Raw genomic sequence first — 13,741 nt, 5'->3', positions numbered from 1 at the left:
ACCAAGGGCTGAGAAAATCTAGGAATAGTCTTCTGCCAGTGGCACGGCGGACTGCCACAACTGTTCGTTGAGCTCCGCAGCGCTTTGACATTGTTTGCCCAATGCTGGGTGCTCTGCTCCGGCAAGCGTTTCACCGCCGATGAGCCACTTCGTTACCGGCGTCCAACCATGCAGTGCACTGGCACACCAGGCTGGCAGCTGAAGAGCTTCCTCCACTGAAAGTTCCACTCGGCGCGGTTGATCAATAAGCCCCGCCTCGACGGTGGCGCGCACGGTGGTCGAGAGCAGAACAGAACCATGTGGGCCCATCACGAGACCCTTCTCATCTTTGAACACGATTGCCGCATTTGCGGCCTCATGGACAACCCCACGGGCCGAATGCAAAACCGCATCATCCGCACCATGGTCGCGGGCCTTTTGTCTTAGCTCCGCGAGCTTAGGCAAATCCGGGCCTTTAAGCAATGGATGCTCCCGCGGATCCACAGTCTCTGGAACCCACAACGTCGAGTGGGTGCGCAGGGCTGGGGCTAGACGCCATTCCACAGCATTTTCTGTAATTCGCGGAAACCATTGCCCCTCCTGCGGGATTTCGCCGAGTACTGGATAACCATCGCCGAAACGTTTGCGGTGGAGGTCGGGGCGGATAGCGCGCCCTTCACGGACCAGAAAAGAATCCACCAGGCAGCAATCAACGTGATTCATCTAAGGTCTCCGAGCTTTCAGCATGTGGTTCCTTCCGCGCGTGAAGATCGCTTGGAGTCATGCCCAATTGATTAAACAGCGGGCGCGCTTTGACCATGGTTTCTTCCCACTCCGCGGAAGGCTCGCTTACAGCCAGCACTGCCCCGCCCACACCGTAATAAGCGCCGCGTTCGTTGCTGACCACTGAGCGAATCACCATGGAAAAATCCGCCGTACCGGTCAGCGAAAGGTAGCCAAAGGCGCCAGAGTAGACGCCGCGCCAGGTGTCCTCAAGCTCGTCAATTATCTGCATCGTGCGTTCTTTCGGCGCACCGGTCATGGAACCGCCGGGAAACGCGGCCTCAATCGCATCTATGGGGCTAGACTGCTGCTTCAGGCGCCCGGTTACCTCACACATGAGTTGATGCACCGTAGAATAAGAGTGCACCTGAAAACCATGGGGCACCCGCACATCGTCGCAGGCGCGAGCTACGTCGTGACGGACCATGTCCACCACCATGAGCAGTTCCGACGTGGTCTTTTCGCCCCGGAGACTACGCGCATTCGCCGCATCTATTTCTGGGTCCGTATCGCGCGGGCTCGTTCCTTTAATTGGCGTCGAGGAAACGTTTCGCCATGCGTCAATACTTAAGAATTGCTCCGGCGACGTCGATAGCAGCGCGTTGCCGGCAAACCCCAGGAAGCCGGTGCGCTTGCTCGGATTAGCCGCGCGCAGTTGGAGGAAGGTCTCCAAGGGATTTGGCACAGGTTCCAACTCAATGCGATTGGTCAGACACACCTCATAGGACTCGCCGCGCACCATATAGTCCTGAGCGGCAGCGATACGTTCTAGATATTCTTGTTCGCCGTGGACCAGCCGGCCAGGGCTTTGCCAGGGAGCTTGCGGTACCGAATCCGTGGCGAGCTTAAGCTGCCACTTGCTGTCGTCGGCGAAGCTTAAGAGGTGAGTTCTGCGCTGTTCATGGTCCACCACTATCGCCCGGTCGCAGAAAATAAACTCTGCGTCTGGCCCCGGTGACCTATGTCTTTGGGACTGGGCGAAGCGCTGCTTTTCGACGCCGACTTCATAGCCGAGGTAGCCCACCCACCCTAGGGCGAAGTCGCAACCGGGAATCGGAGCTCCAACGCGCGCGGGGAGAACGTGGCGTTCATACTCGCGTTTAGCCACTTCGAAGAAGTCTTTGCCCGGCTGACAGTTATAGCTGAGATGTCGGGCCCTGTGACCAGAGTCATCGCCAAGAATGCTAAAGCGGCCAAAGTCGAGCCAAAAGGCATTTCCGGTCAGCGCACGAGCTGCATCTTCAAGTGAGACTTCTTTATCCACAGTGCGTACGCAGAAATACTGGCGTGCATAATAGCGTCTGGCAAGGCCGAGGAAATTCTCGAAGAGCTGCGGGCCAGAATCAGTAAGCAGTGACTCCGGGTGGAATTGCACGCCCCACTGGGGTTTTGTGCGGTGTGCGATGGCCATTGTGAGCGTCGTGCCAAAAGTGTCGGCGCAGGTGGCGGTCACATCGAAGCATTCGGGAACACGGTGGGCTACCAGCGAGTGGTAACGCACCACGCGATGTGGGCTGGCAAGGCCTTCGAAGAGCCCAGAGCCATCGTGGTCTACTTCGGTAACAATACCGTGTGCCGGGGCGGAAGCTAGGCCCACTTCCCCACCTTCAAGGTGCACCATAGCTTGCATGCCAAGGCACACGCCGAGGATTGGGCCGGTGAATTCACGCAGCACATTGGCACTAATTCCCAAGTCGGCTGGATTGGCCGGGCTACCAGGCCCGGGCGAGATGATAGCGGCGTCGTAAAGCGCCAGATCAATGCGAGCCCACGGGATGTCATTCGGGACAACCGTGGGCTCACACCCGGTTACCCGCCGAACGTAGTCCACGAGATTGAAGGTAAAAGAATCGTGGTTATCTACGATCAGCAGGTTCATAACCGGAATTTTATAGGCGGCAGATGCGCGGGGTAGCGCTTGGCTGCCTTAGACCATCTTCCAATCCTCAAGACCGTCGTAGAGCGGGTACTGCTCAGCGATCTTGGAAACGCGACCGCGCAGAGACTCAACATCAGCGTTCTTGCCCTGTGCGAGTGCGGTACCGATGATGTCAGCGACCTCTTCGAAGGCTGCTGCATCGAGGCCACGGGTGGCCAGCGCAGGGGTTCCGATACGCAGGCCGGAGGTGACCATTGGTGGGCGTGGATCGTTCGGCACAGCGTTGCGGTTGACGGTGATGCCAACCTCGTGCAGCAGATCCTCAGCCTGCTGGCCATCGAGCTCAGAGTTGCGCAGGTCTGCCAGAACCAGGTGAACATCGGTGCCGCCGGTCAGCACGTCAACGCCGGCTGCCTTGGCATCGGATGCGGTCAGGCGCTCAGCAAGGATGCGTGCGCCCTCAAGGGTGCGCTCCTGACGGTTCTTGAACTCCTCCGAAGCTGCGATCTTCAAAGCGATTGCCTTTGCAGCGATGACGTGCATCAGAGGGCCACCCTGCTGACCTGGGAAGACGCTGGAGTTGAGCTTCTTAGCGTAGTCCTGCTTCGCCAGGATGAGGCCGGAGCGTGGGCCGCCCAGGGTCTTGTGAACCGTGGTGGAAACGACGTCAGCGTGCGGTACCGGAGAAGGATGCAGACCAGCAGCAACCAGACCTGCAAAGTGAGCCATATCGACCCACAGCTTTGCGCCGACCTCGTCCGCGATGGAGCGGAAAGCAGCGAAATCGAGAGTACGTGGGTACGCGGACCAACCGGCGATGATGACCTTCGGCTGCTCCTTGATAGCCTGCTCACGCAGCTTATCCATGTCGATACGCATGGTCTCTGGGTCGACCTCGTAAGCTGCGACGTCGTAAAGCTTGCCGGAGAAGTTCAGCTTCATGCCGTGGGTGAGGTGGCCGCCGTGCGCCAGGGACAGGCCCAGAATTTTGTCGCCCGGCTCGGCGAGGCTGGACAGTACCGCAGCGTTAGCCTGAGCGCCGGAGTGTGGCTGCACGTTGGCGAAGTCAGCGCCGAAGAGGCTCTTGGCACGCTCACGTGCCAGATCTTCGATGACATCAACGTGCTCGCAGCCACCGTAGTAACGGCGGCCTGGGTAGCCCTCTGCGTACTTGTTGGTCAGAACGGAGCCCTGTGCCTGCAGAACGGCACGCGGAACAAAGTTCTCAGAGGCGATCATCTCGAGAGTCTCGCGCTGACGGGCGATTTCGCCGTTGATGGCGTTGAATACGTCCGGATCCAGCTCGCGCATCTCCTGATAGCGCACGTCTGCGGAATTATTGGCAGTCATGGAAGCGTTGATTCCCTTCTCGGTTGCTTAACTGGTCGTTTCAAACCTGCCCTACATATTAACTGCCACGCCCCCACGCGGGGGACGAAAGTACCATTTCATCCCCCAAGGTTTTCCCCAGAAAGAAATAAGGTGCGACAATGTGGCCATGGCGCGTGCAACCGATTCCAGTCCATACCTTGACTTCGACCGTGAAACCTGGCGCCAAAGGCGCTTGTCGATGCCCCAGGTTCTCACCGCTGCAGAAGTCGAGGCGCTTCGTGGTATCGGTGATCGCATCGACCTAGACGAGGTCGCTGACGTTTACTTGCCATTATCGCGTCTTATCCATCTGCAGGTAGCAGCCCGCCAAGAGCTCACGGCTGCTACGGAGGAATTCCTGGGAAACAGCGCAAACCACGTGCCCTTCGTCATCGGTGTCGCAGGCTCCGTTGCGGTGGGTAAGTCCACCACTGCCCGCGTTCTGCAGCTGCTTCTGCAGCGCTGGGAGACCCACCCAAAAGTAGATCTAGTGACCACTGACGGATTCTTGTATCCGGCAAAGGTGCTCCATGAGCGCGGATTGATGCAGCGCAAAGGTTTTCCGGAATCCTACGACCGGCGCAAGCTCATGCGTTTTGTCACCGACGTGAAGTCAGGCAAAGCGGAAGTCAAAGCGCCGGTCTATTCGCATATTTCCTACGACATCCTGCCTGACGAACATCAGGTGGTGCAAAGGCCCGACATCCTTATCCTAGAGGGCCTCAACGTCCTCCAGACTGGGCCTACCCTAATGGTCTCTGACCTTTTCGACTTCTCGGTCTACGTCGATGCGCGCGTCGATGACATTGAGCATTGGTACATCGAGCGCTTCCTGCACCTGCGGCATACCGCCTTCCGTGAGCCGGGCGCGCACTTTGCTGCCTATGCAGAGATGAACGATACGGAGGCCCGCGCGCAGGCTCGCGAGATTTGGCAGTCCATCAACCTGCCCAACTTGGTGGAAAACATTTTGCCCACCAAGCCGCGCGCTTCCCTGGTTTTGCGCAAGGGTTCCCACCACTTGGTGGAAAAGGTACGCATGCGCAAGCTCTAGTAAACGGGGTTCTAGGCGCGCAGATGAGGCCCTATTTGCCGAAGCGACGCGAACGCTGGGAGTAATCCCGCAGCGCGCGCAGGAAATCCACGCGGCGGAAAGCCGGCCAATAGGTATCAGTGAACCAGATTTCGGAATACGCCGCCTGCCACAGCAAGAAGCCGGAAAGGCGCTGCTCACCGGAGGTACGGATGACAAGATCTGGGTCCGGAAGGCCCTTGGTATACAGGTGGCTCGTGATGGCCTCGGCGGTAACATTGCCCGCGATTTCCTCCGCGCTATGGCCTTTCCCGGCCTCGTCACGGATAAGGTTTTGCACGGCGTCGACGATTTCCTGACGCCCGCCATAGCCGACGGCGATGTTAACGATGACGCCCTTATTACCCTCAGTTGCCTGCGCTGCAAGGCGCATGCGCTCGGTGACCTTAGCCGGTAGGAGATCCAGATGGCCCACCAAGCGAATCTGACAGTCCAAGTCGCCCTTGGAAAGATGGGTGACAACGTCCGAGATGATATCGAAGAGAAGCTGCACCTCTTGGGGGCTGCGCTTCAAGTTCTCCGTGGACAAAAGATAAATGGTGACGACCTCAATATCGGTGTCTTTGCACCATGAGATCATCTCGCTGATCTTCTTCGCACCTTGGCGGTGACCGTGGCTGATATCAGTGAATCCAGCCTCCCGCGCCCAGCGGCGGTTTCCGTCCGCCATGATGGCGACGTGCCGGGGCTGCGGGGTTCCCTTGATAGCGCGCGTGAGGCGAGCCTCATACAGGGGATAAAGCAACTGGCTGAGGAAGTTCACGGTTAGTCCTTAAAACACAATCCAAGACGAGGGACAGGCCGCAATTGACCTACAAGAAGGAGCGCTTGCTCTGGTCGAAGATGCCCGCTTCCTTCATCGCGGCGTCGACAGCCTGGTCATCGAAAGGGTCGATGCCGTGGTCTTGGGCGAACATGGTGCGACGACGAAAGCGCGAGTAACGACGGTGGAAATTCCACCCCGCAAACAAGACGGCTGCACCCATCAACGCCAAGATGAGAAGGCCAATTGGCGAGGCCTTGCCAAACTCAGGCCCCATCGGGCCTTCCTGGGCACCCTGGGCTAGGTAGTTAACTTGTGCGTGGACGTCACCTGCTGCAAGAATCAGCGAATCAAATGCGCTCATGCTTCTAAGACTCCCCTACTTCGGCAATTCCTGCAAATAAATCCGACTCCGGCAGCTCAGTAGCAACGCGGGTCTGCGCGAGCTCGAACTCCTCAGTGGGCCATAGGCGCTGCTGTACATCGACGCTCGTCGCCAAGAATGCTCCTGCCGGATCAATCTGGGTGGCATGCGCGCGCAGGGCATCCTCGCGATTTTGGAAGTAGTCTGCGCACTCTACCTGAGTGGTAACGCGCGCCATGATGTCCCCAAAGGCCGTATCCCAGCGTGCCAGCATCGGGCCATAGGGGCTGGTCTTTCCCTCTTCTTCCAAAAGATCATGGAAGAGCTTCATGCGCTGGTAGACAAAGCCATGCGAGTAATAGAGCTTTTGCGGCGTATAAGGTTCGCCCAGTTCTGGGTGGTAGGAAGGATCTCCGGCCTTTTCCCAGGCGATGATGGAAGCTCGATGGACCATCAGGTGGTCTGGATGCGGATAGCCGCCGATCTCGTCATAAGTGACGATGACCTGGGGACGGAACTCACGAATGGTTTTCACGAACTCTTGCGCTACTTCATCATCTGGAATAAGTGCGAAGCAACCTTCCGGCAGCAGATTCTTTAGATCCGGATCGAATGGATCACCGCCTGGCAGGCCGGAATCGACATGCCCCAGCCAGCGGTGCTCTACGCCCAAGGCTGCGGCGGCCTTCGCCATCTCTTCGCGGCGAATCTCGCCCATGTTTTCTTTCACACCCGGCTTATCCATCGCTGGGTTGATGACGTCACCGCGCTCGCCGCCGGTACAGGTCAGCACCAGAACCTCGGCACCTTCAGCCGCGTATTTCGCAGTGGTTGCAGCACCCTTGGAAGATTCGTCATCTGGGTGCGCGTGAATGGCTAGTAGGCGCTTGTCGCTCATAGTAGGGTTCATCTCCTCTAGCGCTGAATTTCGGAACAGAGGTCCATCCTAGTGGATAGTTTGAAAATCTTGACTGTTGGTTAGACTAAGATTCATGACTTCCGCCGGTACCCCTCGTTCAGGTGCTCGCTACGGTGCCCGCCCCACGGCAGACAGCTCTGCGAATAGTACCTCGAGCATCACAAATAAAGCCATCGTTTTGGTCTTCGCCGCCATGTTTATTGCCGCGATTATCTATGGCGTGCAGTACTTCCAGAAGCAGGAGAAGGTCAACGCGGACATCTCCTACGTCACCCACGAAGTTCTTTCCGACGATTCCACCCGTGTGTGGGCGGATGTCACCCGCAACCACATCGATGAAGACGCATACTGCATCGTGCAGGCCTTCGATTACTCCAAGGCAGAGGTCGGACGCCGTGAGTTCGCGGTCCCGGCCGGCGGCCCGAAAACCCAGCGCATTGCTGTCGACGTCCCCACTAATCACCGCGCAGTAGCCGGTGGCGTTTATGGTTGCTCGGGAAATATTCCTTCCTACTTGGATATGGAGCACCCTGACTACGTTGAGCAGTCCAGCAACTAAATAGATTTATCAATCTATATTGCTCAAGGTGGGCACCGTCTTCTTCTTGCTCAGTAGCTTGGCGATAGCCGCCCGCCCCGCAAATCGCCTGCGAATTCACCCCTTAAGCGCGGAGCCTTACGCGCTAGTCGACGCCGTGGCAGACGCAGCGCATGTGCTAGGATTTGTAGCGCTTAGGACAGGTCGCGGCTGCAAATCGCAGTTTTGGAGCTGACCTTATCCATATAATTTTCATTTCTTCACCCCCGCTTTACGGAAGGTTGCACTATGGCTGAGCAGCAGAAGCAATACATCACCCCGGAGACCAAGGCCAAGCTTGAAGCTGAGCTGCAGGCTCTCATCGACCACCGCCCGGTCGTTGCTGCCGAGATTAACGAGCGCCGCGAAGAGGGTGACCTGAAGGAGAACGCAGGCTACGACGCAGCCCGCGAGATGCAGGACCAGGAAGAGGCCCGCATCAAGCAAATCTCTGAGGTTCTGGCTAACTCCACCACTGAGCGCACTGCCGTTCAGGAGGGCGTTGCAACCGTCGGCTCCGTTGTTCACGTTTACTACAACGGCGACAAGGAAGATAAGGAAACCTTCCTTATCGGTACCCGCGCTGCCGCTTCCGATAACAAGGACCTGGAGACCTACTCTGAGCAGTCCCCGCTGGGCGCTGCACTGATTGGCGCTCAGGAGGGTGAGACCCGCGAGTACACCGCACCAAATGGCAAGACCATTTCGGTCACGGTGGAATCCGCAGCGCCGTATGATTCAGCTAAGGCCGCAACTCCGCGCGAGTCCTAGTTTTCTTTTCTTTTATTTCAATTCATTCTGGAGAAAGAGCACCCATGAAGAAGTTCTCCCGCTTCGCAACTGCTGGTTTGGTTTTCGCTGCAGGCCTGTCCCTGGCAGCTTGCCACCCACCGAACCAGCAGGATTCCACCAGCGAGAAGATCGATAACGCCTCCACCTACACTGGCAAGGCTCCAAAGCCAGCTGAGTCCAGCTCCCAGTCCGAGGCTTCCGCTACCCAGGCTCCTGAGGCTGAGGCTACCGGTGCTGAGGCCACTGGTGCTGAGGCCGCCGGCTCCGAGGCTCCTGCCGCTGGCGATCCGAACGTAGTTGTTGAGACCCAGGTAGTTCCGGCTCAGTAAACGTCGCGGCTGATGCTGCGCACCAAGCAGCAGCTAGCAATCACTAGCAGTAAAGCGCCTAGGCATTCCACCTGGGCGCTTTACTCATTCTTCGACAATCGACTTAACTCTCTTCACGGGCCCACGCCCCAATGACACCCGGCAATGCTGCCGGCGGCTCGCCTAGGAGATCACGACGGTTGGGATCGCGTTCGACCTTGCTGGTCACCGATTTGATACGCCGATCTTGCCCGCCGCCCTGGCCGGTTCCTGCCATCAACGGCATCATTCGGCCCCCCATCGCACCGCGTGTATTACCCGCACCCCGGGCCGAATTAACGCCCGCTGCAGCGGTACCTGCAGTATTACCCGGACCGCCTACTCCACCAGCACCCAATGCGCCTGTGCGTGCACTCGGCGCCGCGGTTGACCCTGCCGAGCCTGCCAGCCCGGCGCCGCCAATGCCTCCCGTGCCGCCAACTCCACCGGCGCTAAAAGCTCCGCCTGGTCCAACAGCGCCAAGACGTCCCGCTCCATGGCCGCCGGCGTTAGATACTCCAAGGCCCAGCCCTTGTCCACGACCAAGGCTTTGCCCCTTCGCTGAAGCACTACCTGCAAGAGCCGGTGCGCCGCCAAGGGCTCCCATCATCGGACCAGTACCTGCACCAGAACCAAGACCACCGGTAGCTCCCGCACCTGCGGTCATAGTCGCTGGGTTTAAGGTCGCACCGCTACCCGAAGCCAGCGATGGCGCCCCGCCAAGAGCACCCGCTCCTACACCAGGGCCCATGCCCATACCGGCGCCCGCACCTCCTGGCGCAACAGGAGCAAGATTGACACTTGCTCCCCTAGTGCCGACATCACCGGCAGCGATCGGGTTGAAGCCTCCCGCGCCTAGTTCCGCAAGTGTATTCCGACCATTGGTGACCAAGTCATTATTGAACTTCTGAATGTCAGCATCGCTCATGCCTAAGCCCTCAAGGCCTTCGACCTTGCCATTTACAATCCCGAAAGAACCTGGGCCAAGCTCTCCGCGCGAGATTGCTTCAGCGATATGCTTCGGCCACGCTACGTTGGCAGTGCTATAACGCTGCCCGCTCCCGTTTACTCCGCCGAAGTCGGTGCTCACGTCTCCGCCGCCTGAAGGCGGCATCGTGGTCATCAGTGGATGCTGGAACGGCATCGCGGCGACCACTTGCGTTTGGAGTGCGCTTTGCATGAAGGCCAGGCCTGCCTGCTCGGCTGCCTTTCGTGCTGCTGGATCAGGAATCGCCATCGCGGACATGGCCAAGCCCATCGCCTTTGGCTGCGACGCCATCAGATTGGCTTGGAAGCCGAAAAGTTTCTGGCTCATCACCTCAGCATTAGCAATGAAGTGACTACCCGATTCCGCCACAGTCCGGATCTTTTGTGCTGCCCGCGCGGTTGCTTCACTATCATTTTCGGATTCCAGCGAAGAAGCCGCCTCATTCAATCCGTCCACAATCGCCGCAACTTCAGTAGACAACGTCCGCCACCGCGAGTTCGTCTCCGAAACACTCCAGATCTTGGTATTCAACAAGTCCATCGCCAGCCCGAACAAGTCAGAACCAACATTGACCACCGGCATCACGAAGCCAAAAGGGCTATAGCCCGGGTCAGGCTGATTCATCACCGGCATCGCCTCACCCGTTACCGAGCCACCTGCATCAGCGATGTCCAAACCACGACTATTAGCCAAGTCTTGTGATTCAAAACCGTGAGCTTCAGCCATAAGCGTCTTAGCCAACCACTGAATTTGTTCGTTGAAGCTACGAAGCGAGTTACTGGCTGAGCCAGGATCTGTAGCAATCACTCGCTGATGAATCGCCCCCACATCACCTACCCCATTGACGCTGGAGAAGCTTCCATCAATTGGCGAAGTCGCACGTGCCGCAATTTCCGCCGTCCTTCGAGCCATCCCTTTAACGCGGTCATAGACATCCAACAAATTGCTAATCCTAATTTGCATTATTCCCCCCTAAATTCAGCGCTATTCAATAATTCTGTTTAGAATCTGTTCTGCTTGCCAGCAATTCTGTCGACTATCTTCTAGCAAAGTAGTATCCCCGAAACCGACGCTAACCATTCCCCTAACTGTCTTCAGGTTGACGGTACAAACTAGATCCGAACCGAGCTCTTCCTCGTAGGCAACGACTGGCAAGACCTTTCCTCGATAGATTTCAGAACGCCCCAACGGCACTTCTACTTCCTCGTAAGAAGCATTGCTGGAAGACAAAGAGACCATTGCACCATCAGCCGCACTAGTCGAGCTGTGAAAACTACATCGATTCATGTCAGGAAAGTGCAGGTCACGCCCTATACGCTCTTGAAGTCCAGCCTCCTTTAACTTCTCCTCTGGAATTTCTGTGCAAGGATCAAATAGATCGAAATCTGGGTCGGTGCGATCGAAATTGCCGAATGGTGGCAGAACGCCGTTCCCCTCCCACTCTGCGGTGATGCTGGAATCCGCACCAGCATCACCGCTGTCGCTCGTGTCATTGGAATCCTTGAAGCCCCCATCCCCGGTAGCCTCCACAGCATCCCCCGGATTGTCGGCGTCTTCTGCCGCCTTTTCCATACTTGTGCCGACGGTATCCCCAGCCTCCTGAACGGAATCTGGCTGGTTTTCCTTCGCGCTCCATGGAGCAAGGTCAATAGCGCAGGCCGTCAGCACCCCCATGCTGACAATCAGCGCTACAACAATCCCCTGCTGCTTCATGACTACCCTTCATCAGACTTCAATGACGAGCCGGAGGCCGCTGTTATGGCTGCTAGCCGCTGGCTGCCTCCCGCAAATAGGATGCACGAATCTGCGCGACCTGTCGCGCCAAGATGTGAATTGGGTCAACTTCGGGGCGTCTTCTACGGCATAAAGATGCCTTGCCTAAACCTCACAATGGGAAAATATTTCCTGCTCAAATCATATAAAAAGGCTGTAAAAGAGTTGGAAGAACCATAAACTCTCAACCATTTATTGATTCCCCCATTTCTACACCCGAATTACAAAAGTGTGAGTTATCAAACTTAAGCCTCCAGTTGCGCATAAAAGAACCCCCAGCCGTCAAGGACTCACCTTGGAGGCTGGGGGCTAAGTAAAGCTGTTTAATCCAGAACGTCGTTAGCGGTTCTGGATGTAGGACAGCAGGCGCAGAATCTCGGTGTAGAGCCAGACCAAGGTCACGGTCAGGCCAAGGGCTACACCCCAAGCGGTCTTGCTCGGTGCACCCATGCGGATCAGACGATCTGCATGGTCAAAGTCCGTCAAGAAGGACATTGCAGCCAAGACAATGCAGACCAGGGAGAAGATAATGGAGATAACGCCACCATCGCGCAGCGGATTGAAGTCGAAGAAGATTGCGGTCAGGAAGTTGCCCAGTGCCAGAACAGCCACACCTGCAATCAGACCAAACATAATCTTGTTGAACTTCGGAGTGACCTTAACCGCGCCGGTCTTATAAACAACGAGCATGCCGATAAAGACGCCAACGGTACCCATGATTGCCTGACCGATCAGAGCCATGCCATCGGAGCCAGCAACATTGACACCAGCGAAAAGCAGCGAGAAACCGCCGACGAACAGTCCGTCGAGAACCGCGTAGGAGATGGTCAGAGGTGCAGAGCCAAACTTCTTACTGAAAGCTGCGATTAGGGTTACGACGAAGCTGCCGATGCCGCCCACGATGGTCAGAATCAGCGAAAGACCGTAGCTCACCTGAACACCGATGAAGAAGTTGACGACGGCCATGACGATCAGCACAGCAAGCGTGATGCCCGTCTTCGTAACGACGTCGTCAACAGTCATCGGACGCTCGGCAGACTGGCCACGGCCCTGCTGATCAAACGGGTTTACGTTTTGGTCGGCAGCATACGGATTGTTTCCGTCGTACTGCGAGGTCGAACCCTGACTCTTAGTCAAGGTGTTCATTACCGGATTGCTAGAACGCATTAAGTTCCCGATTCCTTTCACTGGATTAGTCGCTGGGGGTCAACGGGCCCAGCCTAACAGCATCAACTAACTGATGGGCTGGAGAATTATTTGAAGATTTCACTAAGTTCAACGCTTTTGATTCGAATTAAGTTCCCGAAGCAAAGCCTTTCGCTGAACTATTCAAAAATCAGCTGTCGGTACCCAGCGGTATCTCTCCAGATGCGGTGGAATTTGAGCTCCTCCGCTTAATGCGAGCTATTTAGAACGCAATGCGCAATTAGATTATCGATACGTCGGACATCAATCTTCTTGCCCAACTTAATCTTGAGATGCCCCGCTCGCGTCCACAGCTCGACTTCCGCATTGAAATCAATTCTTCCCGCATTTTCAGTGGACCACATGTTGATAGCGGAGTAAGGAATTGAGTAGATTTCTACCTTCTTGCCGGTCAACCCCTGCGCATCGCGGATAATAAGGCGCTTTGAGGTAAAAATCGCAGAGTCGCGGAAAGTCTTATACGCAGCATGCGGCTGTTCACCCGCAATCAGCAATTCCGTAACATCGTTTGGAATTGGGACTTCTTCAAAGAAAGTCCACTCAGTAATAGGAGCGGTCTCCATTTTCTTCCTTGCTTTTGAAAGGACCAATAATTTGTGAATCGGCGGAGCTATCCCCATAAAAGGTCACGTAACCGCCTCGTCTAACTCTAATAGCGGTTACATGACATTTTCCGAGAAAACTAGTTCACCCACCGCAATTTCGTTTCCATAGCGGCACACTTGTCCCGGTGGTGACAGTCAGACAGCAAAAAGCCTATAAACGAGTCCAGCAATGCCGCGGCTGACCATCGAAATTTCGAACCAGGCGATACGCGAAATCTTCTCAAAAGTAGATGATGCGCCATATATTTTTGGCCACTACTCCTCTTTCGTGCTGAGAGCGGCTTGTTGGTAGGGGTGTTGCG

At 56.6% G+C, this 13,741-nt stretch carries 14 protein-coding genes; 4 read left to right on the top strand and 10 right to left on the bottom strand.

The features are described 5' to 3' along the window. Window positions 1-18 precede the first annotated feature (18 nt). Genes HMPREF3155_RS11950 through glyA form a run of 3 tightly spaced genes read right to left on the bottom strand, consistent with a single transcriptional unit; the run spans window position 19 to window position 3,991 of the window. Window positions 19-702, bottom strand: coding sequence for an aminotransferase class IV (locus tag HMPREF3155_RS11950; RefSeq protein WP_070433414.1), 684 nt, complete (start codon window positions 700-702; stop codon window positions 19-21). After that, window positions 689-2,641 (bottom strand): chorismate-binding protein, encoded by a 1,953-nt coding sequence (locus HMPREF3155_RS11945; RefSeq protein ID WP_070433413.1) that lies wholly within the window; start codon window positions 2,639-2,641, stop codon window positions 689-691. The genes HMPREF3155_RS11950 and HMPREF3155_RS11945 overlap by 14 nt, the downstream gene beginning before the upstream one ends. Window positions 2,642-2,689: 48 nt before the next feature. Continuing rightward, entirely contained in the window at window positions 2,690-3,991 is a 1,302-nt protein-coding gene (gene glyA / locus HMPREF3155_RS11940; RefSeq protein ID WP_061921596.1) for a serine hydroxymethyltransferase, read from the bottom strand. A gap of 148 nt (window positions 3,992-4,139) precedes the next feature. On the opposite strand from glyA, the gene coaA reads away from it, so the two are divergent. Continuing rightward, window positions 4,140-5,066 carry a type I pantothenate kinase gene (gene coaA / locus HMPREF3155_RS11935; RefSeq protein WP_062035522.1) on the top strand — a complete coding sequence of 309 codons (927 nt, stop codon included), beginning with the start codon at window positions 4,140-4,142 and terminating at the stop codon, window positions 5,064-5,066. Between the two features lie 31 nt (window positions 5,067-5,097). Here the strand turns inward: coaA and HMPREF3155_RS11930 are convergent, their stop codons facing one another. From HMPREF3155_RS11930 to mca, 3 genes are read right to left on the bottom strand one after another with little or no spacing between them, the layout of a single operon-like run. Beyond that, a complete protein-coding gene (locus HMPREF3155_RS11930; RefSeq protein ID WP_070433412.1) occupies window positions 5,098-5,868 on the bottom strand; it encodes an isoprenyl transferase in 771 nt (256 codons plus the stop codon). Between the two features lie 49 nt (window positions 5,869-5,917). Then, window positions 5,918-6,232: a hypothetical protein gene (locus tag HMPREF3155_RS11925; protein WP_061921590.1), complete on the bottom strand. Its 315-nt coding sequence runs from the start codon at window positions 6,230-6,232 to the stop codon at window positions 5,918-5,920. A 4-nt stretch (window positions 6,233-6,236) separates the two neighbouring features. Beyond that, window positions 6,237-7,130 carry a mycothiol conjugate amidase Mca gene (gene mca / locus HMPREF3155_RS11920; RefSeq protein ID WP_062041415.1) on the bottom strand — a complete coding sequence of 298 codons (894 nt, stop codon included), beginning with the start codon at window positions 7,128-7,130 and terminating at the stop codon, window positions 6,237-6,239. A 94-nt stretch (window positions 7,131-7,224) separates the two neighbouring features. Here mca and HMPREF3155_RS11915 point away from each other — a divergent pair, with 94 nt between their 5' ends. From HMPREF3155_RS11915 to HMPREF3155_RS11905, 3 genes are all read left to right on the top strand, one after another. Further along, window positions 7,225-7,710: a DUF4307 domain-containing protein gene (locus HMPREF3155_RS11915; protein WP_061921584.1), complete on the top strand. Its 486-nt coding sequence runs from the start codon at window positions 7,225-7,227 to the stop codon at window positions 7,708-7,710. Window positions 7,711-7,977: 267 nt separating this feature from the next. Further along, the gene (gene greA, locus HMPREF3155_RS11910) at window positions 7,978-8,499 is read left to right on the top strand and encodes a transcription elongation factor GreA (protein WP_061921580.1); all 522 of its coding nucleotides are present in this window, start codon (window positions 7,978-7,980) and stop codon (window positions 8,497-8,499) included. A gap of 44 nt (window positions 8,500-8,543) precedes the next feature. After that, a complete protein-coding gene (locus HMPREF3155_RS11905) occupies window positions 8,544-8,849 on the top strand; it encodes a hypothetical protein (protein ID WP_070433411.1) in 306 nt (101 codons plus the stop codon). A gap of 103 nt (window positions 8,850-8,952) precedes the next feature. Here the strand turns inward: HMPREF3155_RS11905 and HMPREF3155_RS11900 are convergent, their stop codons facing one another. From HMPREF3155_RS11900 to HMPREF3155_RS11885, 4 genes are all read right to left on the bottom strand, one after another. Further along, the gene (locus HMPREF3155_RS11900) at window positions 8,953-10,548 is read right to left on the bottom strand and encodes a hypothetical protein (RefSeq protein ID WP_246817737.1); all 1,596 of its coding nucleotides are present in this window, start codon (window positions 10,546-10,548) and stop codon (window positions 8,953-8,955) included. Window positions 10,549-10,839: 291 nt separating this feature from the next. Next, window positions 10,840-11,568, bottom strand: a complete 729-nt coding sequence (locus HMPREF3155_RS11895; RefSeq protein ID WP_070433410.1) for a DUF3558 family protein — start codon at window positions 11,566-11,568, stop codon at window positions 10,840-10,842. A 399-nt stretch (window positions 11,569-11,967) separates the two neighbouring features. Continuing rightward, window positions 11,968-12,795: a Bax inhibitor-1/YccA family protein gene (locus HMPREF3155_RS11890; RefSeq protein ID WP_070433409.1), complete on the bottom strand. Its 828-nt coding sequence runs from the start codon at window positions 12,793-12,795 to the stop codon at window positions 11,968-11,970. 227 nt (window positions 12,796-13,022) lie between these two features. Continuing rightward, the gene (locus HMPREF3155_RS11885; RefSeq protein ID WP_061921563.1) at window positions 13,023-13,397 is read right to left on the bottom strand and encodes a PH domain-containing protein; all 375 of its coding nucleotides are present in this window, start codon (window positions 13,395-13,397) and stop codon (window positions 13,023-13,025) included. Between the last annotated feature and the right edge of the window lie 344 nt (window positions 13,398-13,741).

The sequence above is a fragment of the Corynebacterium sp. HMSC06D04 genome, from assembly GCF_001807315.1.
GTDB lineage: Bacteria > Actinomycetota > Actinomycetes > Mycobacteriales > Mycobacteriaceae > Corynebacterium > Corynebacterium simulans.
The sequence above is the reverse complement of the archived record's forward strand: the minus strand, read 5'-3'. Positions and strand labels throughout refer to the sequence as shown.